This window comes from Haliea alexandrii, from assembly GCF_003719295.1.
Classification (GTDB): domain Bacteria; phylum Pseudomonadota; class Gammaproteobacteria; order Pseudomonadales; family Halieaceae; genus Haliea; species Haliea alexandrii.
Genome location: NZ_RFLW01000005.1, coordinates 181,780 through 208,291, shown reverse-complemented (window position 1 = coordinate 208,291; position 26,512 = coordinate 181,780). Strand labels below are relative to the sequence as shown.

25 protein-coding genes are annotated in these 26,512 nt (G+C 62.7%); 10 read left to right on the top strand and 15 right to left on the bottom strand.

All coding sequences use genetic code 11. The features are described from left to right. Positions 1 to 149 precede the first annotated feature (149 nt). The 3 genes from EGJ68_RS17190 to EGJ68_RS17180 all read left to right on the top strand — a co-directional run bounded on the left by EGJ68_RS17190 (position 150) and on the right by EGJ68_RS17180 (position 3,485). A complete protein-coding gene (locus EGJ68_RS17190) occupies positions 150 to 1,253 on the top strand; it encodes a MipA/OmpV family protein (protein WP_123035771.1) in 1,104 nt (367 codons plus the stop codon). A gap of 466 nt (positions 1,254 to 1,719) precedes the next feature. Next, a complete protein-coding gene (locus EGJ68_RS17185; protein WP_158283727.1) occupies positions 1,720 to 2,427 on the top strand; it encodes a glucosaminidase domain-containing protein in 708 nt (235 codons plus the stop codon). Further along, positions 2,424 to 3,485 carry a polysaccharide deacetylase family protein gene (locus EGJ68_RS17180; RefSeq protein WP_123035769.1) on the top strand — a complete coding sequence of 354 codons (1,062 nt, stop codon included), beginning with the start codon at positions 2,424 to 2,426 and terminating at the stop codon, positions 3,483 to 3,485. Before EGJ68_RS17185 ends, EGJ68_RS17180 begins: the two co-directional genes overlap by 4 nt. Positions 3,486 to 3,543: 58 nt before the next feature. Here EGJ68_RS17180 and feoB read toward each other — a convergent pair whose 3' ends face one another. After that, a complete protein-coding gene (feoB, locus tag EGJ68_RS17175) occupies positions 3,544 to 5,376 on the bottom strand; it encodes a ferrous iron transporter B (protein ID WP_123035768.1) in 1,833 nt (610 codons plus the stop codon). Then, positions 5,369 to 5,641, bottom strand: coding sequence for a FeoA family protein (locus EGJ68_RS17170; protein WP_233248873.1), 273 nt, complete (start codon positions 5,639 to 5,641; stop codon positions 5,369 to 5,371). The genes feoB and EGJ68_RS17170 overlap by 8 nt, the downstream gene beginning before the upstream one ends. 334 nt (positions 5,642 to 5,975) lie before the next feature. On the opposite strand from EGJ68_RS17170, the gene arfB reads away from it, so the two are divergent. After that, positions 5,976 to 6,398, top strand: coding sequence for an alternative ribosome rescue aminoacyl-tRNA hydrolase ArfB (gene arfB, locus EGJ68_RS17165; protein ID WP_123035767.1), 423 nt, complete (start codon positions 5,976 to 5,978; stop codon positions 6,396 to 6,398). 70 nt (positions 6,399 to 6,468) lie between these two features. Beyond that, the gene (locus tag EGJ68_RS17160; RefSeq protein ID WP_158283726.1) at positions 6,469 to 7,422 is read left to right on the top strand and encodes a hypothetical protein; all 954 of its coding nucleotides are present in this window, start codon (positions 6,469 to 6,471) and stop codon (positions 7,420 to 7,422) included. A 26-nt stretch (positions 7,423 to 7,448) separates the two neighbouring features. Here EGJ68_RS17160 and EGJ68_RS17155 read toward each other — a convergent pair whose 3' ends face one another. Next, the gene (locus EGJ68_RS17155) at positions 7,449 to 9,785 is read right to left on the bottom strand and encodes a Tex family protein (protein ID WP_123035765.1); all 2,337 of its coding nucleotides are present in this window, start codon (positions 9,783 to 9,785) and stop codon (positions 7,449 to 7,451) included. Positions 9,786 to 9,945: 160 nt separating this feature from the next. Here EGJ68_RS17155 and EGJ68_RS17150 point away from each other — a divergent pair, with 160 nt between their 5' ends. Beyond that, positions 9,946 to 10,455 carry a SixA phosphatase family protein gene (locus EGJ68_RS17150; RefSeq protein WP_123035764.1) on the top strand — a complete coding sequence of 170 codons (510 nt, stop codon included), beginning with the start codon at positions 9,946 to 9,948 and terminating at the stop codon, positions 10,453 to 10,455. On the opposite strand, the gene EGJ68_RS17145 is transcribed toward EGJ68_RS17150, so the two are convergent. Both EGJ68_RS17145 and EGJ68_RS17140 read right to left on the bottom strand, forming a co-directional pair. Continuing rightward, entirely contained in the window at positions 10,452 to 11,423 is a 972-nt protein-coding gene (locus tag EGJ68_RS17145; protein ID WP_123035763.1) for a glutathione S-transferase family protein, read from the bottom strand. The genes EGJ68_RS17150 and EGJ68_RS17145 overlap by 4 nt on opposite strands. Positions 11,424 to 11,536: 113 nt before the next feature. Then, the gene (locus EGJ68_RS17140) at positions 11,537 to 12,415 is read right to left on the bottom strand and encodes a LysR family transcriptional regulator (protein ID WP_199228087.1); all 879 of its coding nucleotides are present in this window, start codon (positions 12,413 to 12,415) and stop codon (positions 11,537 to 11,539) included. 103 nt (positions 12,416 to 12,518) lie between these two features. Between EGJ68_RS17140 and EGJ68_RS17135 the strand changes: the two genes are divergently transcribed. The 4 genes from EGJ68_RS17135 to EGJ68_RS17120 all read left to right on the top strand — a co-directional run bounded on the left by EGJ68_RS17135 (position 12,519) and on the right by EGJ68_RS17120 (position 15,711). Beyond that, positions 12,519 to 13,358: a pirin family protein gene (locus tag EGJ68_RS17135; RefSeq protein WP_123035762.1), complete on the top strand. Its 840-nt coding sequence runs from the start codon at positions 12,519 to 12,521 to the stop codon at positions 13,356 to 13,358. 76 nt (positions 13,359 to 13,434) lie between these two features. Next, positions 13,435 to 13,731 (top strand): YdgH/BhsA/McbA family protein, encoded by a 297-nt coding sequence (locus EGJ68_RS17130; RefSeq protein WP_123035761.1) that lies wholly within the window; start codon positions 13,435 to 13,437, stop codon positions 13,729 to 13,731. Between the two features lie 39 nt (positions 13,732 to 13,770). Further along, positions 13,771 to 15,057 carry a dicarboxylate/amino acid:cation symporter gene (locus tag EGJ68_RS17125; protein WP_123035760.1) on the top strand — a complete coding sequence of 429 codons (1,287 nt, stop codon included), beginning with the start codon at positions 13,771 to 13,773 and terminating at the stop codon, positions 15,055 to 15,057. A gap of 3 nt (positions 15,058 to 15,060) precedes the next feature. Further along, positions 15,061 to 15,711 (top strand): MBL fold metallo-hydrolase, encoded by a 651-nt coding sequence (locus EGJ68_RS17120; protein ID WP_123035759.1) that lies wholly within the window; start codon positions 15,061 to 15,063, stop codon positions 15,709 to 15,711. Between the two features lie 33 nt (positions 15,712 to 15,744). On the opposite strand, the gene EGJ68_RS17115 is transcribed toward EGJ68_RS17120, so the two are convergent. Genes EGJ68_RS17115 through EGJ68_RS17070 form a run of 10 tightly spaced genes read right to left on the bottom strand, consistent with a single transcriptional unit; the run spans position 15,745 to position 26,503 of the window. Next, on the bottom strand, positions 15,745 to 17,175 hold the full coding sequence (locus tag EGJ68_RS17115) for a M48 family metalloprotease (RefSeq protein ID WP_123035758.1): 1,431 nt from the start codon (positions 17,173 to 17,175) through the stop codon (positions 15,745 to 15,747). 9 nt (positions 17,176 to 17,184) lie between these two features. Then, the gene (locus EGJ68_RS17110) at positions 17,185 to 17,847 is read right to left on the bottom strand and encodes a hypothetical protein (protein WP_123035757.1); all 663 of its coding nucleotides are present in this window, start codon (positions 17,845 to 17,847) and stop codon (positions 17,185 to 17,187) included. Next, positions 17,844 to 18,491, bottom strand: coding sequence for a hypothetical protein (locus EGJ68_RS17105; RefSeq protein WP_233248872.1), 648 nt, complete (start codon positions 18,489 to 18,491; stop codon positions 17,844 to 17,846). Before EGJ68_RS17105 ends, EGJ68_RS17110 begins: the two co-directional genes overlap by 4 nt. After that, positions 18,475 to 19,470, bottom strand: a complete 996-nt coding sequence (locus EGJ68_RS17100; protein WP_123035755.1) for a vWA domain-containing protein — start codon at positions 19,468 to 19,470, stop codon at positions 18,475 to 18,477. Before EGJ68_RS17100 ends, EGJ68_RS17105 begins: the two co-directional genes overlap by 17 nt. Before the next feature lie 8 nt (positions 19,471 to 19,478). Beyond that, the gene (locus tag EGJ68_RS17095) at positions 19,479 to 20,567 is read right to left on the bottom strand and encodes a vWA domain-containing protein (protein ID WP_123035754.1); all 1,089 of its coding nucleotides are present in this window, start codon (positions 20,565 to 20,567) and stop codon (positions 19,479 to 19,481) included. Between the two features lie 12 nt (positions 20,568 to 20,579). Next, a complete protein-coding gene (locus EGJ68_RS17090; RefSeq protein ID WP_123035753.1) occupies positions 20,580 to 21,836 on the bottom strand; it encodes a hypothetical protein in 1,257 nt (418 codons plus the stop codon). A gap of 1 nt (position 21,837) precedes the next feature. Then, entirely contained in the window at positions 21,838 to 22,635 is a 798-nt protein-coding gene (locus EGJ68_RS17085) for a MotA/TolQ/ExbB proton channel family protein (protein ID WP_123035752.1), read from the bottom strand. A 9-nt stretch (positions 22,636 to 22,644) separates the two neighbouring features. Further along, positions 22,645 to 22,899 carry a hypothetical protein gene (locus tag EGJ68_RS17080; protein WP_123035751.1) on the bottom strand — a complete coding sequence of 85 codons (255 nt, stop codon included), beginning with the start codon at positions 22,897 to 22,899 and terminating at the stop codon, positions 22,645 to 22,647. 7 nt (positions 22,900 to 22,906) lie between these two features. Beyond that, positions 22,907 to 24,976, bottom strand: coding sequence for a PEGA domain-containing protein (locus EGJ68_RS17075; RefSeq protein WP_123035750.1), 2,070 nt, complete (start codon positions 24,974 to 24,976; stop codon positions 22,907 to 22,909). Then, positions 24,977 to 26,503 carry a tetratricopeptide repeat protein gene (locus tag EGJ68_RS17070; protein WP_123035749.1) on the bottom strand — a complete coding sequence of 509 codons (1,527 nt, stop codon included), beginning with the start codon at positions 26,501 to 26,503 and terminating at the stop codon, positions 24,977 to 24,979. Positions 26,504 to 26,512: the final 9 nt, after the last annotated feature.

The following is a 26,512-nucleotide window of genomic DNA, read 5'->3' as shown; positions in this document are numbered from 1 at the left end:
ATCGCCAGGCTTTAATACCCAAACCCCGAAGCACATCGTGCTTCGGGGTTTTTTATGGCGTACGAGAACGGCGTCACAAGGGTGTTGCATCAGGTGGGCTCATAAGCGAAGGTACCTTGCCATAAACGCTCGCGGAGCCTGCGATTACGATGCTTGTACGCCATGTACCGCTTCTATTGGTTTTCCTGTTGGCAACAAAAACGTTCGCAACCGAAATAACGATCGATATCGTCAACCTGCCTCTTAGTGGCACGGTGATCTTGCAGGTCTATGACGACCCCAATGCCTTCGGCAACTTCCGCAATCCTGCGAGAGAGGTGCGCCATACAATACGCCGCGGCCAGGAGTACACGGTTTCCGATGTGCCAGATGGGGATATCGCGGTGCTGGTCTACCTCGACGAAAACGGCAACCGCGCCTTGGATCGAAATTTTATCGGCATCCCCCGCGAGCCGGTAGGTATCTCGAATAACTATCAGCCCAAGGGCCCGCCAAGCTTTCAGCGCGCAGCGATTCGAGCGGAGCCGGGCAGTAGAATCAATTTGGAGATTCAGATTTATCGTGTTTTGGGAGAGGCTGGCCTGTGGGGATTGGGCCTTGGCGCGATCGGCCGCAGTAGTCCCTATGTGGGCTCCGACGTCAACGTTGTTCAGCCAATACCCGCAATCACGTATTTTGGTGAGCGGCTGCAATGGGTTGGGCCCAATGTGCGCTACGGCGTCTGGGGTTCAGACGACCTGCGCCTTGCACTAACCGCTTCCTATCGAGTGGGTGCCTACGAGGACGATGATAGTGATGCGCTGACCGGCCTGGGCGATCGCGACAGCACGCTGATGGGCGGGTTCGCCGTTATCTACGAGGGTCCGCAAGGTTTTGAACTTGATCTGAGCTACGAACATGATGTGCTTGATCGGATTGGCGGCGGCACTATCGCGGCGCGGCTATCGCGCAACTTCCAGCTCGGTAACCTTCGTCTCTCGCCTGGCATAGGGGCGAACTGGTTGAGCCGAGAACTTGCAAACTACGATTTCGGTGTGCCTGACGCGGCGGCGACTGCAGATCGCGGCGCTTACGAGGTCGGCGACACGGTCACGGCAGAGGCAAGTGTCGCCGCCTTCTATGAGATCACAGAAAACTGGCGCGTGGTTCTCAACGTCGCGGTTGAACGCCTCGGCAGCGATATAACGCGTAGCCCGATTGTGGATGATGATCAGGTCATCAAGGGCTTCGCGGCAATCACCTATTCATTTTAGGCTGCTGGACTAGCGACAATACTTGACCGACCAACTAGGCAGCCGCAGGGCCAGTACCGCCGTAAAGGCCGGTAGATCAAAGACGGAAGACTGAGCTAGACAGGCGTTACTTCGGGCCATCAACAGGTCACGAAGCACTGCTTTTAGAGTAGACGGCGTGATTGATGAAGCCGGATAGCCGCGCTTTAGCGCGATCTAAGAGGTTCCAGCGGCGCGAAGTCAAACACAGGGTGTTGGTCGGGCTTTGCAGTGGCTGTCTTTACTGTGAGAACATTCCGGCGCATGTACCGTGAGAATGTTGTCCCGGTTACCAACACACGTATTCAGGGGGATTGCCGTACTAAAAGCAGTACTGGTTAGGTGGTGTTCTCGTATGCAGAGGTCTGAGGGCAGGACGATACCGGCATCGCGGTACCGTTGTTATATTTCGGTAGCGATTGTTGTTCTTCTGGGAATATTGCTTTTTATGCAGTGGCGCGCGGTCGAGCGGGATGAATTCGGAGCGCTCCCTGATTTCGCTGCGATTGATGACGTCGCCAGTATGAAGCGCGCATTCTTCAGCTATTTGTCCCCCATCATCGCACACCATAACGAAGTCATTCGCGCACAGCGTGCACGCTTAAAAGCACTGCGGCAAGTGGGCTCGCTGGATGCTCTGACGAGCGATCAAGAGCGCTGGTTGCGAGCGATATCTACACGCTATGAGTTGTCCTGGCAGACTGAAACGCCGCCGGACAACCTATTGCAGACGCTTTTGTTGCGGGTCGACACGGTTCCCATGCCACTGGCGTTGGCTCAGGCCGCCAAGGAGTCAGGCTGGGGGCGATCACGTTTTGCCGTCGAGGCGAATAACCTGTTTGGCCAGTGGTGCTATACCGACGGCTGTGGCATCGTCCCTGAAAACCGGTCTGCTGGCGCTCGCCATGAAGTAGCAGCGTTCCCCAACGTTTCTGAGGCCATCCGCCGATACATGAACAACCTGAATACCCATGAGCGGTATCGGGAGTTTCGCCTGCTGCGCGCGACCCTGCGTCGCGAAGGCAAACCGCTGAACGGCCTGACGCTGGCGGGCACTTTAGTCTATTACTCCGAGCGACGAGAGGCTTATGTGAATGAAATCCGGTCGATGATCACACAGTTTCGGCGCATGTTGGCCGAGTCGGGCACACGATGAAACGGCGCTGGCTGGCTCTATTCTGGGCGTTCCTTGTGGCGCCGGTGATGGCCGATCACGGGGTGATCCTGCTCTATCACCACGTAGATGAAAATACGCCGGCGAGTACCAGTATCACACCTGAGCAATTCAGTGCTCATCTCGACTATATCAACAACAACGGTTTTGTTGTCCTGCCACTCGGTGAGCTTCTTGAGGGCGTATATAACAACGGCGATGTGCCGAATAACGCCGTTGCTATCACCTTTGATGACGCCTATGAATCCGTTTATTCCACGGCGTTCCCAGAGCTGGCTGCACGCGGTATGCCGTTCACCGTGTTCGTTGCTACGCAGGCGGTTGAGCGTGGCCACGAAGCAACCATGTCCTGGCAGCAACTGCAGGAACTCAAAGCCTCCGGGCTGGTTTCCTTCGGCGCGCATTCCAGGACGCATGAGCACCTGTTGCGAGGCAGCGAAAAGGGCATCACCGAGGCCTGGATTGAACGAGCCTCGGCGGAGATTGATGAGAGTATTGCCGACCTGAACCGTGAGTTGGGTTTGGGTGGGGTGGATGCCTTTGCCTATCCCTATGGGGAGTATTCGCAAGGCCTTGAAGAATTGGTTGCTGCGCGGGGTTTATACGGCCTTGCGCAGTTGTCAGGGGCGGTGGGGGAAAAAACGCCCGCAACCGCCATTCCGCGTTTCCCCATGTCCCGCAATCAGGGCCGCTTGGAGAGGCTGGCAATGGCGCTGGGTACCGTGCCGCTGCCCGTGACCCAGCTGGAGGCTGGCCCGGCGTTGATAAATGGCAGTGCGCAAGCCCCCGAGGCGCTCAGCTTCAGCTTGTCGGCACACCCGGCTTACCACCGGGATCGGCTTGCCTGCTTCAGTGCGTCCGGAGACGCATTGACATTGGCGCGCGAGGTTGACCGCTTTACGGTCAGTCTGCCGACGTTTCACGCTGGACGAAATAAAGTGAATTGTACGGCGCCGTCTGCCGAGCGGGCGGGGGAGTATTTCTGGTATTCGCAGCAATGGGTGCTCGCTGATGCTGCGGGCAGCTGGCTCGCGCGTTAATGACAGTTCTGCGTTCTATAGTAGCTTAAGGGTTTCGTTCAGAACTTAAGGGTTTCGTTCAGAACGCAGAAGCCAGCTGGTACACCAGAAACGCCACCGCGTAGGCGAGCACGAAATACGCGCCAAACATCTTTAGCGCCAGTGTGCCCGAGCGGCTTTCCTTCGCCAGAATTGCCATGGTGGAAACGCACTGCAAGGCAATCGCGAAGAACACCAGCAGCGCCAGACCCGAGGCAATGGTCAGGTCGCTGCCCTGGATCTGCTGCACCAGTGGCACCATGTTTTCCTCTGCGCCCTCAATACCGAATATGGTGCCGAGGGTGCCCACAAACACTTCGCGAGCGAGGAACGAGGTGAGGATGGCGACGCCATAGCGCCAGTCCAGTCCCAACGGTGCAAACAGGGGTTCGATAACGCGCCCCAAGTGGCCCAGCCACGACTGGCCAAGATCCGCGCCGTAATTGGGGAAGTAGCCCAGCACCCACACCACCAGCGTCACCGCAAAGATGATTTTGCCCGCCTTTACCACGAAATGTTTGGCGCGGTTGAAGGCGTTGCGCAGTAGCGGTTTTATGCCCGGCAGGCGGTAGGGCGGGAGCTCAAGCACGAAGGGCAGATCGTCGAACGCATCTTTTCTGGCCCGTGATACAAAGCCGGTGATCGCCAGTGCGATGAACATGCCGAAGAAATAGATGCCGAACATGGCCAGGCCCTGCCAGCCCACGAGGCCGCCAAGGAATGTCTCAGCAGGGATAAACGCGGCGATCAGCAAAGCGTACACAGGCAGCCGTGCTGAGCAGGGCATTAGTGGAATTGCCATGTAGGTCAGCAGGCGCTTGCGGGGTGAGTCCACGGCGCGCGCGGCGTATATGCCCGGAATGGCGCAGGCCACGCCGGACAGCATGGGCACAAAACTCTTGCCGGTGAGGCCGAAGTAGCGCAGCGGCTTGTGGCAGATCAGGGTGGCCCGTGCCATGTAGCCTGAATCCTCCAGCAAGCCAATAACAAAGGTCAGCACGAAAATCTGCGGCACGAAAACGAGGAACGCCCCGATGCCACTGAACAGGGCATCGGCGGTAAAGTCCTGCAGTATCGAGTTCCCGATCAGCGGCACTATGCCGTCGGCCATCCATGCCAGTGAGCCTTCAATGGCATCCATGGCCGGTGTCGACCAGGTGAAGATGGACTGGAAGAGCAGATACATGATGCCGAAGAACGCGAAGCCTCCAGTAACGCTGTGCAGGAAAAACGCGTCCAGCCGGTTCTGGGTGCGCACCAGTACATCACCGCGAGGCCCGAGACGCTGGGCAAGCTGATGTGCGGTGCCGCGCAGGAGTTCATCGGGTGTATCCACCAGGTGCGGTCGCCGCGCCTGTGCACCCGCCGAGCGAGCCGCACGAATCTGTTCTGCTATGTCGGCAAGGCCTTTGCCGGAGCGCGCAGAGATGGGGATGACCCGTGTGTGAATGGCCGCCTCCAGCGCAGGCAGGTCGATGCTCAGATTATTGGCTTCCAGCACGTCTATCATATTGGCCAGCACAGTAACGGCTTTGCCGTGCTGTTCGCATTCGCGAATCACCTGCAGCGTGAAAAACAGGCTCTTCTCCAGCCGTGTGGCATCAATAAGGCACAGCACGTGCTCGACCTCGTTGTCTTCGAGGGCTTTCTCGAACTGTGCGACTGCGACCTTTTCTTCCGCTGAAATGGCTTTCAGCGAATAGGTTCCGGGAAAGTCGACCAGGTCGACATCGTCCATGCCCTGCAGCTTGCCGGTCGCCACATCCACGGTGATGCCCGGAAAATTCGCCACCTTCTGCGACAGCCCCGTGAGGCGGTTGAACAGCAGGCTCTTGCCCGAGTTAGGGCTGCCAATCAGCAATACTTTAGTCACGCGGTGGAGTGCTCTCTACGAGGATATGATCTGCAATTTCATCATCCAGCGAATAAATGGTGTTGTTGACACGGTAGACCTTGGGCGCACCAAAGCCGGGAGATTGCAGGCAGGAGACTGTCTCGCCCGGGTAAAAACCGAATTCCATCAGCCGCACTTTGTACGCCTCCGCCAGCAGGTCGTCGTAGCCGGTGATGGCGCAGTGCTCTCCGCGGCGCAGCGACCACAGGGTTCTCGTGGCCTCGGGGGGCGGCTTCATTTCCATCGGGGAGTCACCAGAATAAGAAAGACGGCTGACGTAATAGCAGCGGGTGAACTCTAACGCGAATCATTCCTATTTAAAAGGCATTTCTTCGCAACGGGAGCGCGCACTGCACGCCGACCATTCTATTATACTCCGCACGGTGGTGGGCAGTGCCCACTCATAGCTTGCCGGCCATCACAGCATCGCCTGGCTGACGGTTTGATGTCACTATAGTGCGCCATTGGAAGAGGATTTAGGTGATGTCCGATGTGTCTGCGCAGGAAAGTCAGCGCCCGGGGTGTTGGCAACCCGTGTCACCCATCCGGAGACAGAGGTGCGTATAACGGGGCAGGACATGTTGCGGATTAGCTCAACCCTGGCGATCCCGCTGGATGAGGTGGAGCTGAGTGCGATTCGGGCGCAGGGTGCCGGTGGACAGAACGTGAACAAGGTATCCACGGCCATACACCTGCGCTTTGACGCGGCTGCCTCCTCCCTGCCGGAAAGTTGTGTAGCCGCAGTGCTCGCTCGTCGCGACAGCCGTATCTCCGCGGAAGGTGTTGTGACCATCAAGGCTCAGCGCTTCCGCAGCCAGGCGAAAAATCGTGAGGACGCCCTGGTGCGCCTGGCGGAGTTGATTGCAGAATGCTGTCGCCCGCGCAAGGCGCGCCGACCGACACGTCCATCACTATCTGCAAAACGCAAGCGGCTGGACAAGAAGCAGCAGCGCGGCACCTTGAAGGCCCAGCGCCGCCCCGTCAGGCGTGGAGAAGAATAAAGGCCGCCTCGTGTTGGTCGAGCGGTTCTGCGTCGTTTTGCTCCGTTCCTGCCAACAGGCGGCCATGCCGGTGCACCTGCTGCTTTTTTTGCTGTCTTGCACGCTGTCAGCTGCGGTTCACGCCAGCGACGCCCCAGCCCCTGAAAGCTCACGGTTTTATCGCCTGGCAGAACGCCTTGATAGCAGTGACGAAGTCGCCAGGCAACAGTTTGCCGATATCGCACTGTTGGAACTCGCCGAAGTGTTGCTCGCTGAGGCCGCGCTGGCGCGGCGACAGGCTACAGAGGAAGGCGCCGCTGCACCCCGCCTGCTGGGTTGGGCGGTGGCGGTGGAGCAATATGCCGACGATGTTCTGCGCCTGCAGCGCGCCGTGCAGGCCAGTGAGACGGTGCAATTGCTGTCGTCACCACTGGCTGACCTCGGCATCACGGCGGGGTCCCTGAGCGTCATGCTGAGCCATCCCCGGCGTGAGCAGCAAGATGTACTGGAGGCTCGCATCGCCAGTGCGTTCTGCGCGCGCAATGACTGCGCCGGGTTGCTTTCTGTCGCCCCTGCACAGCTCGCCGCGGCGCCGGAGCCGATACCGGTTATCCCGCAGGTGGCACAGCCTGCCTGGAGCTTCACCCGTGACGGCAACGTCTGCGAGCAGCGCGGCCTGCGGGTGGAGTTTCCCGCACCCGCCGGCCGCGCCGGTGGGCGCCTCATCGACGAACGTACGCTGTGCCAGCAGTTGTTTACCGAATTGGACAGCCTGGCACTGGAACTGCGTTGGCAGTCACGCCAGGGCGTGGCGCTGGAGTGGTCCGCCATGGTGAGCACTTCGCTACCGCAGCGCACCGACCACGCGGTGTTGCTGAACAGTGCGGGCGACACCCTGCTGATTGCGCTGCCGTTGCTGCACGGCACGTCGGGGCTGCTCTATGTGCTGTTGCCCTGGCTTGCCGGTGAGGTGGGCAGTGCGGACCCCGTAACGATTACGCTGGACGCTGCCAAGCTGGGCTGGACGGCTGCCGCCGAGCGTTGACGGCTTCTGCCGTTGGCTGCCATGGCTCAGCTGTCGCTGCGCGCCTTGGCGAACGCCGCTGCCAGAGCCGTGGAAGGCGCCGCTTGCGCGCCGTTTCCAGCCCCGCGCCCACGTGCCGACGGTTTGCCCTCATCGCGCCTGCCCCGCGGCTGCTGCGCCCGCCCGCCCGGCTGACGCGCCGCATCTTCGGCCTTGTCATTGAGGCGCATGCTCAGTGCAATGCGCTTGCGCTCCAGGTCCACCTCCATGACCTTCACTTTCACCACGTCGCCCGCTTTGACCACGTCGTGCGGGTCTTTGACGAAGCGGTCAGCGAGCACTGAAATGTGCACCAGTCCGTCCTGGTGCACACCGATGTCCACGAAGGCACCAAAGTTGGTAACGTTGGTGACGGTGCCTTCCAGAACCATATCCGGCTTGAGGTCGGAGATTTTCTCCACGCCGTCCTGAAAGCTGGCCATGCGGAACTCGGGCCGCGGGTCGCGTCCCGGCTTGTCCAGTTCCCGCAGAATATCGATAACCGTGGGCAGGCCCACCTGCTCGGTGACGTAGTCAGTGGGGCGCAAACTGCGCAGGAATGCCGAGTCACCGATGAGGCTGGCCAGAGGCCGCTGTTGGCGTGTGGCGATATCCTCCACCAGCGCGTAGGACTCAGGGTGGACTGCGGAGGCGTCCAGCGGGTTACTGCCGTTGCTGATGCGCAGGAAGCCTGCAGCCTGCTCAAAGGTCTTCTCGCCGAAGCGCGATACCTGCAGAAGGTCCCGGCGGCTGGCAAAGCTGCCCGCCTGGTCGCGTTGGGCGACGATGTTGCTGGCCAGATTCTGGTTCAAGCCCGATACCCGTGCCAGCAGCGGCACTGAAGCCGTATTGACGTCTACACCCACGGCGTTCACACAATCCTCGACCACCGCGTCCAGTTGGCGTGCCAGCTGCACCTGGCTCACATCGTGTTGGTACTGGCCCACGCCAATGGACTTCGGGTCGATTTTCACCAGCTCCGCCAGTGGGTCCTGCAGTCGGCGGGCGATGGATACCGCGCCGCGAATGGTCACATCGAGGTCGGGGAACTCCCGCGCGGCAAACTCGGATGCCGAGTAGATGGATGCCCCGGATTCGTTCACCATGACTTTTCGGCAGTTGAGGTCCGGGTGTGCCTGCAGCAGATCGCCGACGAACTTGTCGGTCTCCCGGCTGGCAGTGCCATTGCCAATGGCGATGAGCTCAACGTTATGTTGCTGGATCAGGCGCAGAAGCTCGGCGCTCGCTTCCCGCGCGCGTTTCTGGGGTGGATGTGGAAACAGGGCGCCGTGGTCCAGCACCTTGCCGGTGGCATCGACAACAGCGAGCTTCACGCCTGTGCGCAGCCCCGGATCCAGGCCGATGGTGGCGTGGGCCCCGGCGGGTGCCGCCAGCAGGAGGTCCTTCAGATTGCGCGCAAACACGCCGATAGCCTCCTGCTCGGCGCGCTCACGCAGCTGTGTTAACAGGTCGGTTTGCAGGTGGGTCAGCAGTTTCACCCGCCAGGTCCAGCGTACGGTATCCGCCAGCCAGCGATCGGCTGCCCGCCCGGCATCGCGGATCGACCAGTAGTCTGCAATCATTGCCTCGCAGGGATGGGCATCACCGGGCTTTTCATCCGGATCCAGCAGCAGGTTGAGCTGCAGGAAGCCCTCGTTACGGCCACGGAACATGGCCAGTGCACGGTGGGAGGGCGTGGTCGCCAGCGCCTCGGTGTGCTCGAAGTAATCGCGAAATTTTGCCCCCTCGTTCTCTTTGCCGGGCACCAGGCGTGCGGCGAGCTGGGCGTTTTCCTGCAGGAAAGTGCGTAGCCGTGCGAGCAGGTCCGCGTCTTCCGCGAAACGTTCCATGAGTATCTGACGTGCCCCGTCCAGGGCCGCCTTGGTGTCTTCAATGCCGTGGTCGGGGTTGAGGTAGTCGCTTGCCAGCTGCTCCGGGTCTTGCTGCGGGTCTGTCACCAGCGCCTCCGCCAGTGGCTCCAGCCCTGCTTCCCGGGCGATCTGCGCCTTGGTCCGCCGCTTGGGCTTGTAGGGCAGGTAGAGATCCTCCAGCCGGTTTTTGGTCTCGGCTTCCCGCAGTGCCTGCTCCAGTGCCGGCGTCAGTTTGTCCTGCTCGGCAATCGACTTGAGGATGGCAAGCCGGCGCTCGTCCAGCTCTCGCAGGTAGCGCAGGCGCTCATCGAGGTGACGCATCTGCGTGTCGTCCAGTCCGCCGGTGACTTCCTTCCGGTAGCGAGAAATGAAGGGCACCGTGGCGCCTTCATCCAGTAGCCCGATGGCGGCACTGATCTGACTTTCGTTGACGGCGAGTTCGTCGGCGATGCGCTGGGAAATGCTCTTGCTCATGGTGTCCGTTGCGGTCCTGTAATGTCGCGGCGCGCCATTATGCGTGACCCGGGGAGTGAAAACGATCTGGTTTTTTCTGCCGAATTGTGCCTGACTTGGCCCCGGGCTAACGCGCGGAGGAGAGGTCTTTCGCTGAAGATGGGTTGAGGAGGAAGCCAGAATGAAAACCCTGCACTTGCTGCGCCACGCGAAGTCGGATTGGGCCGAGCCGGGGCTTGCCGACCACGACCGTCCACTCAATGCACGCGGCCTGCGGGATGCGCCCCGCATGGGCGCTGCCCTGCAGCATTGGCTGCAACCCCTGCCGATTCATGCCAGCAGTGCAAAGCGTGCGCAAATGACCCTGGCCGGACTGTGTTCCGGCTGGTCTGGCCTTGGTGGCTTGTCACATCGGACTGAAACAGCCCTGTATACTTTCAGCGCAGAGCAGCTGCGGGTCTGGCTGCGCGCGCGTCCTGAAACCGATGAGGCTGTGTTTCTTATTGCCCACAACCCCGGCCTGACGGATCTGGCCAATCACCTGGTGCCCGGCCTGCACCTGAACAACCTGCCCACGGCGGGCTACCTCCAGCTACAGTTGCCGCTGCAGCACTGGGCGGCGTTGGGCGACGGCGGTGCGGGTCAGCTTGTGCATCAGTTGTTCCCGCGGGACCTGCCGTCGCCGGCTTAGGCGCGCCCGTGTGCGGCGCGGTAGTCGATCTCCGGCCCAGCCGGCACGATACCGGTCGGGTTGATGTTGCGGTGGGACGCGTAGTAATGCGTCTTGATATGGTCAAAGTCCACGGTCTCTGCCACGCCGGGTTGCTGGTAGATATCACGGATGTAGCCGGGTAGGTGGCGGTAGTCCTCCAGCCGTTGCCGGTTGCATTTGAAGTGCCCGTGGTAGACGGCATCAAAGCGGATGAGGGTTGTGAACAGGCGGATGTCCGCTTCGGTCAGGCGCTCTCCCGTCAGGAAGCGCTGGCCGGCAAGCTGCGCCTCGAGGTGATCGAGCTCGTTGAACAGCGCCCCGTAGGCTTCCTCGTAGGCCTCCTGTGTGGTCGCGAAGCCCGCGCGGTACACGCCGTTGTTCACCGCGGGATAAATGCGTGTGTTCCAGGCGTCGATGGCACTGTGCAGCGCGGTCGGGTACAGATCCACAGTATTGCCGGTCAGGGCGTCAAAAGCGCTGTTCAACATGCGAATGATGTCGGCGGACTCGTTGCTGACGATGGTGTTCCGTTCCCGGTCCCAGAGCACCGGCACCGTGACGCGGCCGGTGTAGTTGGGTGCGGCACGGGTGTAGACCTGGTGGTGGAAATCGGCGTTGCCGACGAGATCACCACTGCTGCCCTCGTCGCGGTTGAAGGTCCAGCCGTTCTCCAGCATCAGCGGGCTCACCACGGAGACATCAATCAGCGCTTCCAGGCCCTTGAGCGCACGCACGATCAGCGTGCGATGTGCCCAGGGGCAGGCGAGCGACACATACAGGTGGTAGCGTCCGGCCGCGGCTGCGAACCCGTCGTCACCCGTGGGTCCTGCCGCGCCATCGGCGGTCACCCAATGGCGGAAACCGGCGCTTTCGCGCACGAACCTCCCTTTATTGCTGGCGGTGTCGTACCACACATCCTGCCACTGACCGTCAACCAGCTTTCCCATGGTGCCACCTCTCTACTGTGAGTTCGCGCCCAGTGTGCATTCGATAAATGTTAATTAAAATTGCATATATTTGGCTGAATCTTTCTAAAAAATAGAATAGATTGCCGTTTGTCCTACAGCGCTTGGCTGCGGAACAACCCCGCAAGGTCACGTGTCGCGGGCCCCGCGCAGTCCGGGTCGGCGAGGGTCAGGTACAGGGTGGCGTAGCGCCGCGCCCCCCGTTCGAGTGGTAGTGCCTGTATATCCCCCGCGTCCAAAGCTGCCGAGACCCTGCTTACGGGTAGCCACGCGAAGCCGAGCCCGCGACCAACGAGTTCGATGGAGGTGGCCACGTGACTCACGGTCCAGCGTTGTTCCGCACCGAGCCACCCGGAGTCTGTGCGACGGTCCTGGGCGGAATCCCTGACCACGATTTGCCGCTCCCGCGCGAGGTCCTGCAACGTGAGAGGGCGCCCGTACTGATGCAGTGCATGATCGGCGGCTGCCACCGCAACAAACTCAGCCTGCCTGATGGGCTCACCCAGGAAGCCACCGGGTACCGCGCTGGCAATCAGCATCCCGACCTCCCCGCGCAGCAGCCGTTCTGCGCCGCCTGAGAGAATGGTCTCGTAGAGTTCAATACGGGTATTGGGGTAGCGCGTGGAAAACAGGTCCATCACGCGGGCAAGGTGCTCCGTGGGGTAGAGTTCATCAACGGCCAGGTGAATCTCCGCCTCGGTGCCCTGTGCCAGGCTGGTAGCGATATCCTCCAGCTGCGAGGCTTGCGCCAGTAGCTGGCCGGCGCGCCGCAGCAACAGGGCGCCCGCCTCGGTGAGCTGCGCCTTGCGACCCACAACTTCCAGCACTGGCACGCCCAGCTGGTCCTGCAGCTTGTGTACGGCATGGTTGATGGTTGACTGGCTCTTGTGAATGGCCGCCGCGGCTTGGGCGAATCCGCCCTGTTCCACCACTGCCTGCAGCATGCGCCATTGTTCGAGTGTGGTTCGGTTCATGTCAGCACCTTTTTAAATAATCGAAAGCAAGTGGCGAAATAATGCGATTTTATTTCGCAAATAACGAGCTTAATGTGTGTCCGAATCTTGAGGAGATCACATCATGCAAGCGCGTTCAGTTCAGGAAATTCGTTCTGCCAGGCCCAGCCAGGATGGGGACGGGGTGGCGATTCAGCGCATCACGGGTATGCAGCACGCCGCGATGGACCCGGTACTCATGCTCGATGAGTTGCGTGCCGAGCGTCGCGAGGACCTCGGTGGGGGCTTCCCGCCACACCCGCACCGGGGTATGCAAACGCTCACCTACATGAAGCACGGGGGTATTATCCATGAGGACAGCCGCGGCAACCGCGGTGAAATCCGCAGTGGTGGTGTGCAATGGATGTCAGCCGGTCGCGGGATTATCCATTCCGAGATGCCCACGCCAGATACCCAGGGCTTGCATGGCTTTCAGCTGTGGATCAACCTGCCCGCGGCGGAAAAAATGGATGAACCGCGCTATCGGGACATTCCCGCCGAAGCGCTGACGGCGAGCGAGGGAGACGGCTTTACCGCGCTCACCATTGCCGGTGACTGGCAGTTGGGCGCCATCTCGTCTCGTGGACCCTTGCAAGAGCTGGCGCCGCGTGCGGGACTTGTCGATGTCACCTTGCAGCCCGGCGCGCCGCTTGAGGTGCCTGTGCTGGCCGGTGAGGCGTTGCTGGCTTACGTGTATGCCGGCGCCCTTGAGCAGTCCGGACGGTCCGTGTCCGCCGGGCAGCTGGCCATTACCTCGCGCGGTGACCACTGGTCATTGCTCGCGGGTAGCGAGGGCGCGTCCGTATTGCTGCTGCGTGGGCAGCCCATCGGCGAGCCAGTGGCGCAGTATGGCCCGTTTGTCATGAACACCCCGGCGGAAATTGAACAGGCGATTCGCGACTACCAGGCGGGAGACTTCGGCTGAAGACGCTGTGGCGGCAAAGCTGCGTTTAGCGGGTGGCAGTGATACCCTAGCGCTTTTTCATGGCGAAGGAATTCACATGCTGCGAACCGGGGCGCTGTGCCTGATTGTGCTGCTTTCGGGCTGCGGTGCGAACCAGCCGCCTGCGCCTGTGCCACCGCAGGACGCGCCGCGCGAAGCACCGCTGCAGGTGGAAAACGCCAGTAGCGAAAGCGTCTGCAGCGAACCGCGGCCGCAGGTGTGCACCATGGAGTACAACCCCGTTTGTGCGCTGCGTGATGGGGGGCAACGCGAAACCCTGTCCTCGCCCTGCAACGCCTGTGCTGACGCCGACGTGGTCAGCCACCTGCCGGGAGCCTGCGATAGCGATGCGTAAAACCCTCTGCAGCGCGGCAACCCAACTGCAGGCTTGCCGATGAGCCTTACCAAGCGGATTCTCCTGGCGATGGTGGCCGGCATTGTGCTGGGCTCCCTGTGCAATTTGCTGCTGCAAAGTAGTGAGCTCGCCGATCCGTTGCGCCGGGTGGTCAATGACTGGCTGGTGCTTGGCGTGTTCGATGTGGTCGGGCGCATGTTTGTCGCCTCGCTGAAACTGCTGGTCGTGCCTCTGGTACTGGTGTCACTGATCTGCGGCTCCAGCTCCCTCGGTGACAGCGCGCGCATGGGGCCTATCGCCGTCAAGACCATTCTTTTTTATCTTGCTACTACCGCGATTGCCATCAGTATCGCCCTGCTCGCGGCCGTGGCCATCGGCCCCGGTGCCGGGGTGGAAATGGCGGGCGATGCACAGTTTGACGTGGCCAAGCCGCCGCCGCTCACCGATGTACTGGTGAATATTGTGCCCTCCAACCCGGTCGCCGCCATGGCGGAAGGCAATATGCTGCAGGTGATCGTGTTTGCACTGCTTTTCGGCTACGCCATCTCCCACGCGGGGGAGCCGGGGCGACGGATCGCCAGCTTCTTTACCGACATGGAAGCCGTCATCATGAAGATGGTCGGCCTGCTTATGGAGCTGGCGCCCTGGGGCGTGTTTGCCCTGTTGGCGAAGCTGTTTGCCGAGATGGGCATCAGCGCCATCATGGATCTTGCGGCCTACTTCTTCACGGTGCTCGCGGTGCTCATTTTTCACGGCCTGGTTACCTACAACGCGCTGCTGGCGACCGTCGCCCGGGTTTCCCCGCGCATGATGATGCAGAAAATGCGCTCGGTGTGGGCCTTTGCCTTCAGCACGGCGTCTTCCGGCGCTACGCTGCCGATAACCCTGCGCACCGTTGAACGTCGTCTCGGTGTGCACAGTTCGGTGGCGGGTTTCACCGTGCCGCTGGGCGCCACCATCAACATGGATGGCACGGCGATCATGCAGGGCGTGGCGACGGTGTTCATCGCGCAGGTATACGGCGTTGAGTTGAGTATGGTGGCCTACCTCACGGTGATCCTCACCGCCACTCTCGCCTCCATCGGCACCGCGGCGGTGCCGGGCGTGGGCCTGGTAACCCTGGCGCTGGTGCTGGAGCAGGCCGGCCTGCCGGTGGAGGGCATCGCGCTCATTATCGGTGTGGACCGCCTGCTCGACATGGTGCGCACGGCGGTCAACGTCACCGGCGATGCCACGGTGGCAGTGATTGTGGGCAAAAGTGAAAACCAGCTCGACATGGCGGTCTTCAACGATCCCCGGGCTGATCTCGAAACGAACCGGAAGTAACGCATGTCTATCCAGGTCACCATCGTGCCGGTTACGGCCTACCAGCAGAACTGCTCCATCATCAAGTGTGTGGAAACCGGCAAGGGTGCGCTGGTGGATCCCGGCGGCGATGTTGAGCGGGTGCTGGAGGCGGCCGAAAAAATGGGCGCGGCGATAGAGAAGATCCTGCTCACCCACGGCCACATGGATCACTGCGCCGCCGCAGACGTGTTGCGCCAGCAGCTTGCCGTGCCGATTGAAGGCCCGGAGAAAGAGGATGCCTTCTGGATCGACCGCTTGCCGGAATGGTGCCAGATGTCGGGTTTCCCCCACGCCGACGCGTTTGCGCCCGACCGCTGGCTGGAGCAGGGCGACACCGTCACGGTGGGCGCACAGACGCTACAGGTCTTTCACTGCCCGGGGCATACACCGGGCCATGTCGTGTTTTTGCACTCGGGCGAGCGCGTGGCCTGGGTGGGAGACGTGCTGTTTCAGGGTTCCATCGGGCGCACCGACTTTCCGCGGGGTGACCACGACCAGTTGATCCACAGCATCCGCGATACCCTGTTTCCGCTGGGTGATGACATTACCTTTGTGCCCGGCCACGGGCCGACGTCCACCTTCGGCCAGGAGCGCCGCAGCAACCCGTTTGTCGCCGATACGCGCTACGGCTGAAGGCCGTTGCCGGCTCAGTGATGGCCTGCGTCGCTACTGGATGACCTTGATCCAGTCGCCGGTGCGCGGCTCGCCGCTGGGGTACAGGCCGTTCAGGAGTCGCAGTTGCGCCTCCGCGTCCGGCAGGCGAATACTGGCTGCCAGGCTGCTCATGGTGGCTCCGCGCGGTACCTGAATATAGCGTACGTAGCGCTGCTCACCGGCGTTGCGCTCCTGTGGGTGCAGCGGGCGGAAGCTCTCGATAATGGCCAGCAGGTCGGCATCGGCGGCTTTGAAATTATCTGCCTTGCCCTCGAACAGGTATTGCCAGTTGTGGTTGATGACGGCCAGACGCGCGGCGTTGCCACTGCCGCTGGCCACGGCGCTATAACCCTGCAGCCCCGCCTGCTCTAATGCCTGGCCCGCGCTGATGCTGCCTGTTGCGGCGGCTTCCAGCGCCTGCTGCGGGGTCTGGTTTGCGTCGGGCCGTTGCAGGGTGATGGTGAGGCTGGCGCTGCCGTCCGCGGCGCTGGCAATGATTGCCTGGCTGCCACTGCTCACCTGCCACCCCGGTGGGTGGGCAAAACTGAAAGCGAGTTTGTTGTGGTAATAGCGGTTTTCCTCCCGCTTGATCCGTGGCCCCCAGAGCAGGCCGTCCGTGCGTCGCTGAAACTCGCCGGGTACGCTGGGGTCCTCCAGCACCTGGCCGGTGTCCAGTTCATTGGCGGCGCGGATGACCGTTTGCAGGCGCTGGTCGTTGCGTGGGTGCGTGGCGTAGAGACCATGGTAGGTGCCTGGCGGTTTGCCGCCTGCTTTGGCGCGTACGCGCTGGTATTGCTCCTGATCCTTGAGTACGCCGATCACATTCAGCAAGGCGTCGGGCTCATAGCCACTCAGGTGCATGTACCGCGCGCCCAGGCCGTCTGCCTCCAATTCATGCTCGCGCCCGTAGCCACGCACCAGCTCGGTGCCGTACATGCCGGCGGAGTCCATGATGTCCCGGCTACCGGTGAGCACGCCGGCGGTCACGGCCAGTACCTGGGTGGTAATGGAACCCGCTCGCTGGCGTGCCGCATGCCGCGCTGTGACGTGGGCGATTTCATGCCCGAGCACGCCGGCCAGCTCCGCTTCGGAATCCAGGTAGGCGAGCAGCCCGCGGTGAATATAGACATAGCCTCCCGGGGTGGCGAAGGCATTGAGATCCGGGCTGTCGATGACGGTGAAAGTGAAGGGCAGGTCGGGTCGGTCACTGTTGGCGACCAGACGCTGGCCGATCCGGTTCACGTAGTCCTGCAACTCCCGGTCGTCGTAGATCGTGCCTTCCTTCTGGATTTCGGCATACATCTCCTCGCCAATCTGCGCTTCCTTGCCCTCACTCATCACCACCACGCTGGCGCCGCCGGTGGCGGGATTACCGGCACAGCCAGCGAGTGCGGCAAGCAGTGTGCAACCGAGTGCGGTGTTCCGAATGCGTGCGGTTATCATGGGCAGCTCCTAGTTCGCGGTGGAGAGGAAGTCCAGCAACTGGTCACCAACGCTGTCGCAGGCGGTGCCCTGCACGGGGGCGATAATCGGGATGGGCAGCACCACCGCAGGCATGTAGGACTGCCCGCTGGCGGTGGCACTGATACGCCCAACTTCGGCGCGCTGGGTGAAGTCCCAGATGGTAGCCTCATAGCTGGCATCATCCGACCAGGTGCCGAAGCCGAAGCAGCCGGCACCGCCGGGGCCGATACCGCAGGTCATGGAACCCGCTGAATCGCCGCGCACCGTGCTGCCGTCAATCCAGATCATGTAGCGCGTTTGCAGGGTGGCGAACTTCTCGACCACATCGCGGTGCGCAAACAGTTTTTCCAGGTCTGCCGGGCGCAGCGGCGCTGTGCGCGGTTCAAACCAGGGATAGAGGGCGTTGAGGAATTCGAGTTCATCAATCACGCGTATCGCGGGGTCGCGGGCGCCGATGTGCTTGCCGACACAACTGATGAAACCCGGTTCGGTTTCGTAGTCGCTGGCGTGTCGACGCCCGAGGATGACCACTGAGGCATCACCCATTCCTTCCGTGGGAGAATTGAAAACCATCTGGTCCACGGTGGCATTCACGCAGCCGGTGAGCCAGCTCACCAGCAGGGCGCCAAGCAGCAGGCGGCGCGGCGTCACGGTTGCACCGGCGTCGCGCCAGCGCGCGGCAGGCTGTTGAGCCAGGCTTCAACCTGTGGCACCCGGGTGAACGTCGTGGCGAAGTGTGCACCCGCATCGCGCAGGGCAACGATGGCGGCCAGGCGCACGGCACCCTCATCACTTTGCATGAAGGCGGTGGGCGTTTTGCCGTAGGCAGGCATGGTCCACTCCGCGATGGGCTCACCACCGGTGGTCACCAACTGGAAACGATAGCGCATCCAGATCTCGTAGACCTTGACGTTGGTGTGTGACGGGATGGCGTATTGCAGTTCATCCACGGCGGGCAGCAATACGGCGTCTACCACCGGGTTCATCTGGCCCGGCCCGGGTTTGCCGTTCATGAACACCACATCGCGAAACATGCCCTTGAGCAGTGTTTGCCACAACTCGACCTGCGCCTGCCCCGTGTTTACCAGCCAGCTGGACTCGGCGCGGCCACTGGCCTCATCGAAAAACTCATGATTGGCAAAGTCGTCGTCATACCAGATGCCCAGTGTCAGGGGCAGGGGGTTCATTACCGGGTCGGGGAATTCGCTCTGCACAACAACCTGCTTGGTGCCACAGCCTGCAAGCAGGCAGGTAAGCAACAGAGCGGTGAGCCAGCGCTCAGGGGCGGTAGTCATTGAGCCCGACAAAGGTGCCTCCATTGCGATAGGTCATTTCTCTCATCAGTGCGGCAAAGCGGTGCGCGGTATTCTGTTGCGCTGGCGCCTGTGAGTAGAGTACGGGAAAACCGACGGCGTGGATGCGAATCAGGCGCTGGTCGCCGTTGTCACGGTTCAGCCGGTCGACGGTGTCGAGCACCTGGCTAATCGAATTGCCGGTGAAGTCGTCACCGAAAACGTAGATGCTAATGCGTTTCTTGCCGTCGTAAAAGCTGCGAATGGCCTGGGTGATACCCTCCACCGGGCTTGAGTTGCTGAACACGTTCCAGTTGCGCAGGTTCTGGATGATCGCCGTGCGCCGGGCTGCGGTATCCGGTATCCACTGGCCGCGGTAGCGGCTGAACATGTAGTCTCCCATGTCGTTCATGACCTGGATGCCCTTCACCTCGGGGTAGATGCTCAGCACTGACTCGATTTCCCGCAACACCCGCTCCCAGGCGTAGTAGAACATCGACCCGGACGTGTCGATGACGAAAATGATGTACTCGCTGTCGACCGGTATACCCCCAATATAGTTGTTTTTGGCTTGCTGTTGCTGGCTCTGCAGGCGTTTCTGCTCCGCGGACAGTGACTGGCGGGCGATGGCAAGCTGTTCGGCAATGACATCACTCGTGCTGGCATTGACCTGCAGGCTGTCGTGGCGGGAGCGGGTGCTCGCCAATTGCCCCTGCAGAATCGCGATGCGCTCGCGCAGGGCGGAGAGCTGCTCCTGGCGGGCATTCAGGTCGCGGTTGAGAATACGGGTTTCTCCACGGATCTCGAAGACCTGCGTCTGCAACTCCGCCACCTTCCCCTGCAGGTTGAGGGTGGAAGCTTCCAGGATCTGCGGTTGCACGGTCTTGGTGATCATCAGCAGCAGAATGACGGCGCCAAAGCCGCAGCAGATCACGTCGAGAAACGAGAGTGAAAATTCTTCTGTTGGGCGTCGTTTGCGCATGCCGTGTCCTAGGGCCAGTCCCGCGAGGGGGTCATGAAGCTGCCCCGGGTGGCCTGGGCAAGCTGCCAGAAGGCCGAGGCCGCCATCGGGTCGCCTTCCATGGGCGCCAGAATCACATTCACCGGCACGTTGCGCGGCAGCCGCCGCAGCGCCTGCTGATACAGGTCCAGCCGCTGCTTGCCGCTGACCGTGCTGCCCCGTGGCGCTGCTGTGCCCTGCGTGGGCAGGCCGTCGGTGATCAGGAAAATATTATCCGCCGCCGGGCTCAGCCGTCCCAGGGCAAGAAACGCATTTTCCAGGCTGGTGCCGCCCTTGGGAAGTAGGTCGCGCAGCGCCCGCGTGACGGATTCCAGCTGCGGTTGGTTGGCGACCTCCAGCCACTTGCCGGCAGTATCCGGCAGCGCAAACGTGGCTTCGGTGTTGAAGGTGATGACCTGGTAGCGGCTGCCGACAGGCAGTTGTGCGGTCAGCCAGTCGACGGTGTTCAGCGCACGGCTCCACTTTTCTGCGCTGCGCTGCATGGCCGGTGCCATGTTACGCAGGCGGATAATGTTCACCAGGCGGTCAGCCAGCATGCTGGAAGAGACGTCGAGCAGGATGACAATGTGCCGCCCGCCCAGGTTGAGCCCGGTCAGGTACTGGCGGTTGCCATCGCCGGTGAAACTGCGGGCACTGCTGCCGCTGGTGTCTTCGGCGGACTCCCGCAAGCGTTTGACATCGGCTTCCAGGGCCTGGATCTCGGCCTTCAGCCGGTCGACGTCCGGGCTGCTGCTCACCGACTCCCGCAGCGTGGCGATCAGGGCCTCGTACTCATCGAGGTCTTCCGTGACCCGGGTGGCCCTGCCCTGGGCCTCGACCCTCTGCTGGTCGACCTCGCTGAGGGCATTGCGCAGTTTCACCAGCCCCGCCTCGCCGGTGGTGATGTCTTCCTCCAGCAGGTTGACCTCCGACAGCAGGTCGCGGTTGAGGTCGCGCGATTGCACTTCGATAGAATGGTCGATAATCAGGAACACAAGCACAACGGCGCCGAAGCCGCAGGACATGATATCCAGAAAGCTCAGGTTGAAGGTGGTGAAGCCGCGCTTGCGTTTGGCCATGTCGCGCCTCGCCTAGTCGCTGACCCGGATGAGCTGGGCCTCGGTGCCGTCTGCCAGCTGCAGGCGATCGCCGTTGGCGACCGGCTCGCCGTCGCGGCAGGGTGCTGTGTTGCGCGCCAGGGCCCCGGCACCCGCCCCGGCCCGCAGCCGCCAGCCGCCGTCCGCCCCGGCGACCAGTGACCAGCCCGCCCCGAGAGACGTGCCGTCTGGCGTCAGCGCGCGCGCTTCTGCGTTGCACAGCAGGTGTGTCGCAACCATCGGCAGTTCCTCGGCCACATCCCGGGGCGGACTGTGATCTGCGTTTTGCGCCACTGCGGGCAGGCGCTCCACAAACACCAGTGCCTCGGCGCGTTGCAGCAACTGCGGCTCGTGCATTGCCAGCGCGCGCTGCATGTCACCCGGTTGTAGCACGCGGGCGCGCAGGCGCGTCGCAACACTTGGCAGCAGCGCAGCGACAGGGTCCAGGAGTACGCCGTGTGTGGATGCTTCGGGCAGGTTGCCGACAATTGCGTCGAGCAACATGCCGCCCGCGGCCTGCAGGTCACCGCGGGTCAGGCGCGCGTGATAACCGTTCACGCTGAGGCTGGTCTCACTGGCTTCATGCAGGGCGCGCAGAGTGCCGGGCAGAGCGTCATACAGCTGCTGCTCGGTTTCCGCGCGGCGGCGCGGGTCAAAGCGGGTCTGGCGAATGAATGCACCGGCGGCAGCCTCAACCACGCGCTCCTGCAGCGCCAGCAACCCGCTGCCCGGCAGTGCGGTGACTTTCTGCAGCGTTACCTCGGTGCCCTCGCGATGCACCTCGCTGAGTAGCGCCTGGTGCAATTGCACTTCCAGGTGAAACAGGCGCTCCTGATCAGCATAGAGGCTGGCAAGCGCCACGCTGCGGTTTACCAGACCGACCGCCGCAAACGGGCACTGCTGGATGATGCCCAGCAGCAGCGCCACCTGTTCCTTGCGCATGCTGCCCGGCGCTGCCAGCAGCAGTTCGTCGGGTGCACCGGCGTCACGATGCAGGGCCTGCAGGTGAGCGTGCACGAGGTCGGCGGTGTGGCGGGCAGGGCCCAGCGCCGGCTGCAGCGCATCGGTATTCAGCTGCCACCAGTAGCGGGTGGAGATGTCCCTCGGGCGCAAGCGCGCGGCGGCCCGCGCATCCTGGCCAAAACAGTATTGCCCCGCCTCCAGCAGGGCGTACCCCGGACTGCTCAGGTGCAGGTCACCGTGCCAGAGCTGCAGGTTACTGTCGTGCAGGTCGAGCCACGCGACGGCCATATCAGTGTGCCACCAGATGGCGCAGCAGCCGCTTGTCGGCATACCGCTGACAGTCCAGTACCAGCTTTTCCTGCGATTGTTGCAGCTGGTGCAGACAGAACATGATGATGATACTCAGCACCAGCGCGACAAAGGTGCTGTTGAAGGCGACCCCGAGGCTGACGGTGACGCCGGAAATGTCGCCCTCAACGGCCTTGTAGGCCTGCCCCAGGGCATCACCGATGCCGCGCACAGTACCGATGAAACCGATGGAGGGGATGGCCCAGGCGATATAGCGCACCATCGACAACTCCGAATCCAGTCGATCGGATTCCACTTCACACTCTTCCTTGATGGTGTTGGACACCGCAGGAATGCTGCCCGTGGTGGCAAAGCGCTGCAGTGCGCTCAGCAGGGTGCGCGGCAGCAAGTAGTCCTGCTCGGCGGCGGGCAGGGCTTCCAGCGAGCGGCTGTATTCGCGCGCATCCTCCGGCAGCAATGTGGTGCCGTCGGGAATATCCAGCAGGGCGTGCTCCAGCAGTGCTTGCTCGCGCAATGTGCTGCGCCCCTTGTAGGCCATGATGGCAAGGGCCCAGAGCAGCAGGATAAAGCAGGCTTCCTGCTCGAAATCGCGTATCACCACAGCCAGGCTGCGCTCGGGTACGAAGTCTTCACCGGCAGCCTGTAGTGCCATTTGCTGCTGCAGCTGCGTATCCGCGCTGGGCCGGATCACCCCCACGTACAGCGCGTGTACAACGATGATGGCTATCAGCAGTGCGAACAGCTGAAAGGTGAATTCCGGGGATAGCTTGATTTTCATTGTGGTGTCCTAGATATCCACGGGGAAAGAAACAGAGAGATCTTCGGAGATCTGCTCCGAGGCTTCGTAATCGAGTGGCGAACCGGGCCCTGACGCTGGACGTGTGGCAGGGGATTCTGCAGGCTCGGGTGCAGCGGTGATACGCGCCGCGGGCTCTTCGGTGGCGGTTGCTTCCGGGGTTTCCTGTGCCGCTGCCGGGCAGACAATGGCACTGGCTGCCAGCAGCAGGCAGGGCAGCAGGAAGGCAGGTGCTCTGCTTGGCATGGTGGGGTTACTCCGCATAGCGTGCGACCCGGAATCCTACGTCATCGCGCCCGGCTTGCCCATAATCGCGAAATGGCAGGCGCAGTTCGGACATGCGGCTCATGGCCCAACTGGCGCCGCGAATCACGTAGTTGTCTCCCGATTGCGGGCCCAGGGGATCCGTCTCTGCCGGGGTGTTGGCGGCCGGGATCTGGTAGACGTCGTGCACCCACTCCGCCACGTTGCCGCCGAGGTCGTGCAGGCCGTTATGGTTGGCGGCAAAGCTGGCGACGGTGGCGCTCACCACCTGGCCGTCGTTGTAGCCATTGATGGTGCGGCCGGTGACGTAGGCCGAGCTGCTGTCTGCATAGTTCTCGACAACGGCAGTGGGGGGAAAGCTCTCGCCCCAGGGGAAGGTGAGACGCGTTTCACCCTTGACCCGAGCGGCCCAGGCCCATTCCGCTTCTGTCGGCAAGCGGTAGCCGGTGGCTGCGGGGTTGAAACCGGTCACGATGCCCTGGTTCTGGGTGTAGAAGGCGGGCAGACCCTCGCGCTGGCTGAGCCAGTTGCAGAACTGGGCGGCCTGCTGCCAGCTTACCTGTGCGACGGGCTGGTGCTCACGGTTGAGGCTGTTGCCCTCAATCTGCCCGGAATTGTGGCTGGCCAGAAACTGGCGGAACTGGGCGTTGGTCACTTCTGTTGTCTGCAGGTAGAACATGCGTCGCAGGGTAACGGGGCGCAGCACTTCATTGGCGCGGCGGCCGGGCTCGCGCCGCGAGGCACCCAGGGTGAAGCTGTCGGGCCCGTGTTCGCCGGGGATGAACAGGCGCAGTGTCTGCCCCAGGGCCGAGGTCACCTCAGGCTGCACCTGTGCCACCCTGGCTTCCTGTTCGGTTTGCAGGGCCACCTCGAAGCGCTGCTCCAACCCTTGCCGCGGCGTGATGCGCTGCGACTCACTGCGGTGACCGGCCAGGCTGACCTCTACCCGGTGCTCGACGGTGGGCAGTGACAGCGACTGGTTGCCGCGCCCGATCAGGCGCCCATTCACACGCACCTCCGCCTCGGGTGGACTTACCCGCAAATCGATGGCGCCCAACTGGGCCTGCAGGGTGATGGCCTTGCGCCCGCTGGCTCCAGCCGCCAGCTGCACTGTCTCGCTGTGGCGCCGGTAGCCCGGGCGCGTCAACATGAGCCGCTGCGCTGTGTCGGGTAGCAGGTTGAGAGTCACCGGTGTCTGGCCCTGAAAGTCGCCATCCAGCGTGACGTTGGCACCGCTGGGTGTACTGGTGACCTCAAGCACCCCGGCAGCTGGCTGCAGTTGCACGGTGTCCAGGGCGATATCGTTACCGGCTTCCGCCATCAACGTTTGCTGCCAGGGCGCATAACCGGGCAGGCGCAACTGCAGCTGGCGCTCGCCCTGCAGCAACTCCACCGCGGCCGGTGTCGTGGCGACTGGCTCGCCATCGACAAGAATATCTGCCCCTGCGGGCTCGCTGCTGACGGTGGCGACGCCCCAGGCGGGGGACAGGCTGAATGTGAACGTCTCTTCCTGTGCGCGGCCGGCGACCTCCAGAGTGACATCCAGCGGCAGATAGCGCGGGTGGCGCAGTTCCAGCGCGTGCACGCCCGCGGCAAGTTCCAGCGCGCTCATTGGGGCCTCGCCAGCATAGGCGTTATCAAGGGTGACCGCTACGCCAGCAGGCTGTGTGAGGAGGGTCACGATGCCGGGTTCAGGCTGCAGTTCGTAGCGGAAACGCTGGCTGGCCTCCTCACTCACGGCCACCTCGGTTTCCAGGGTGACATAGCCCGGCGCGGCGATCTGCAGGGAGTAAATCCCGGGCAGCAGCAGGAGGCGACCGCCCAGCGGCAGGTGGAAGCCGCTCAGGTCGATGTCTGCGGGTGTTGTGGTGTCTGTGCTGATCTCTACCGAGCGCGCCAGGAACAGGAATGCCATCACCAGTGCGAACAGCAGGATGGCGAGTGGTAGAAGCCAGCGCCGCCAACCGCGTCCATGGCGCGCCGCGGGCGGTTGCGCTTGATCGAGTGGCTCGAAGCTGCTCGGGGCAATTGCTTGTGTGGGCTTGCGCTCAGTGCTCATTCAAACCGGGTCCGTGCAGGCGATGAAAATGGGAGCTGGTGCCTGGTCGGCGGACACGGTGAAGGTTTCCCTGACATCGCGGTAGCCCTCCCGCGTGCCCACCGCGGTGTATTCGCCCGGACGCAACGTCAGGCGCTGTTCAGAAAACTGGCCCAGTCTGGCGACCCGTTGTACCAGCACGGCGGTAAGCTGGTCCGAGCGCAGCGTGACCGTGACCGGTGTGTTGGCCTGTTCCAGAAGCTGCGCCAGTTGCCCGATCTGCTGCGCGAGTGTGTCCCCTGCCGGAGTCACCCCGCGCGCTTCGCTCAGTAACTGCTCCAGATTTTTGGCAACGGCGGGGTCTGCCAGCCGCTCCGGTGCGGCCAGCGCCTCGCGCAGTTGACTGTCCAGGCGTGCCCGCGGTTGCGCACGTGCCAGACCCTCCTGTGCAAACACCAGGGTCGCGTCCACCGCAAGCGCCTCTTCATAGCTGGCCACGGCATCGCCCCAGGCCTCTTTTGCCTCAAGGTCACGCGCGGTGCGTTGCAGGGCGCGCAACCGGGCCGCACTTTGTGTGCTGCGCAATTCGGTCACCGCAGCATCAATCTCCGGGTTGTCTGGCTGCAATTTGCGTGCGCTGGCAAAAGCGCTGGCGGCGGCATCAAAGCGACCCTCGTCGAGGGCGCTATAGCCTTCGCTCATGGCGCGTTGGTAGCGTTGGGCCGCATGGGCTGCCTGCACGCGCGTGAGGGCGCGAGCGGCTCGCTGACTGGCGGGGTCGAGCTGGATTGCCGTCTGCAGGGCCGTCTCGGCGCCGGCGAGGTCACCGGCGCTTTCCAGGGCCTCTGCCTGGTCCAGCGCGGCCTGTAGCGGGGCCATGGCCGCGGCACGCTCGCGCAGTTGCGCCAGGGTGGGTTCGTCGGGTGCGAGCAGCGTCGCCGTGGCCAGCGCCGGCTCCAGCCCTTGTGCATCCCCTTTTTCCAGTGCCGCGGTTGCAGAGTCCAGTGCGTTTTGCAGCACCGCGGGGATATTCGCCTCGATTGCCTGCAGCTGTGTGAGGCTGTCGCGGTAGGCCTCGGTGGCGGCAACAAACTCGCGCGCCTGATAGAGCGCATCGCCGCGGCCAGCCGCCGCTTTTGCAGTCTCCAGCTCAGCACCGGCCCAGACGTCGGCACCACGCTCCTCCAGCGCAAATTGCAGCTCCACCAGCTGCGCCAACACATCCTGCGCCGCCGTGCGCAGGCGCGCCTGTTGCGCGTCTGACCAGGGGCTGGCGGCAGGCTCTGTGGAATCTGCTGCGGGCATAGCAGGCACCTGGTCGACCGTGTCGGACGAACTCTGGACAGGCGCAGCTGGAGCTCCCGGCTCGCGGCCAAGCTGGGAGGGCAGCCAAAACACCACGGCCAGCGCACAGGCCACCAGAAACAGCAGGGCCGGAATCAGCCAGCGCGACTGGCTGCTGGTCTGCCCACTGTTTTTCACCTCACTGGCGACCGGTTGGGCAACACTGAAGGGTGTGGGTTGAACGGGCTCGTTGGGGCTGGTCATGCGGCTATG

Bases quoted from the DNA above. Each gene is read 5' to 3' on its own strand.
- EGJ68_RS17090 (WP_123035753.1), bottom strand. From the start codon at position 21,836: ATGGCCGTCGCGTGGCTCGACCTGCACGACAGTAACCTGCAGCTCTGG.
- EGJ68_RS17180 (WP_123035769.1), top strand. From the start codon at position 2,424: ATGAAACGGCGCTGGCTGGCTCTATTCTGGGCGTTCCTTGTGGCGCCG.
- arfB (WP_123035767.1), top strand. From the start codon at position 5,976: ATGTTGCGGATTAGCTCAACCCTGGCGATCCCGCTGGATGAGGTGGAG.
- EGJ68_RS17070 (WP_123035749.1), bottom strand. From the start codon at position 26,503: ATGACCAGCCCCAACGAGCCCGTTCAACCCACACCCTTCAGTGTTGCC.
- EGJ68_RS17150 (WP_123035764.1), top strand. From the start codon at position 9,946: ATGAAAACCCTGCACTTGCTGCGCCACGCGAAGTCGGATTGGGCCGAG.
- EGJ68_RS17115 (WP_123035758.1), bottom strand. From the start codon at position 17,175: ATGATAACCGCACGCATTCGGAACACCGCACTCGGTTGCACACTGCTT.
- EGJ68_RS17105 (WP_233248872.1), bottom strand. From the start codon at position 18,491: ATGACTACCGCCCCTGAGCGCTGGCTCACCGCTCTGTTGCTTACCTGC.
- EGJ68_RS17095 (WP_123035754.1), bottom strand. From the start codon at position 20,567: ATGGCCAAACGCAAGCGCGGCTTCACCACCTTCAACCTGAGCTTTCTG.
- EGJ68_RS17140 (WP_199228087.1), bottom strand. From the start codon at position 12,415: ATGAACCGAACCACACTCGAACAATGGCGCATGCTGCAGGCAGTGGTG.
- EGJ68_RS17080 (WP_123035751.1), bottom strand. From the start codon at position 22,899: ATGCCAAGCAGAGCACCTGCCTTCCTGCTGCCCTGCCTGCTGCTGGCA.
- EGJ68_RS17085 (WP_123035752.1), bottom strand. From the start codon at position 22,635: ATGAAAATCAAGCTATCCCCGGAATTCACCTTTCAGCTGTTCGCACTG.
- EGJ68_RS17135 (WP_123035762.1), top strand. From the start codon at position 12,519: ATGCAAGCGCGTTCAGTTCAGGAAATTCGTTCTGCCAGGCCCAGCCAG.
- EGJ68_RS17190 (WP_123035771.1), top strand. From the start codon at position 150: ATGCTTGTACGCCATGTACCGCTTCTATTGGTTTTCCTGTTGGCAACA.
- EGJ68_RS17145 (WP_123035763.1), bottom strand. From the start codon at position 11,423: ATGGGAAAGCTGGTTGACGGTCAGTGGCAGGATGTGTGGTACGACACC.
- EGJ68_RS17130 (WP_123035761.1), top strand. From the start codon at position 13,435: ATGCTGCGAACCGGGGCGCTGTGCCTGATTGTGCTGCTTTCGGGCTGC.
- EGJ68_RS17075 (WP_123035750.1), bottom strand. From the start codon at position 24,976: ATGAGCACTGAGCGCAAGCCCACACAAGCAATTGCCCCGAGCAGCTTC.
- EGJ68_RS17155 (WP_123035765.1), bottom strand. From the start codon at position 9,785: ATGAGCAAGAGCATTTCCCAGCGCATCGCCGACGAACTCGCCGTCAAC.
- EGJ68_RS17125 (WP_123035760.1), top strand. From the start codon at position 13,771: ATGAGCCTTACCAAGCGGATTCTCCTGGCGATGGTGGCCGGCATTGTG.
- EGJ68_RS17185 (WP_158283727.1), top strand. From the start codon at position 1,720: ATGCAGTGGCGCGCGGTCGAGCGGGATGAATTCGGAGCGCTCCCTGAT.
- EGJ68_RS17100 (WP_123035755.1), bottom strand. From the start codon at position 19,470: ATGCGCAAACGACGCCCAACAGAAGAATTTTCACTCTCGTTTCTCGAC.
- EGJ68_RS17120 (WP_123035759.1), top strand. From the start codon at position 15,061: ATGTCTATCCAGGTCACCATCGTGCCGGTTACGGCCTACCAGCAGAAC.
- EGJ68_RS17170 (WP_233248873.1), bottom strand. From the start codon at position 5,641: ATGGAAATGAAGCCGCCCCCCGAGGCCACGAGAACCCTGTGGTCGCTG.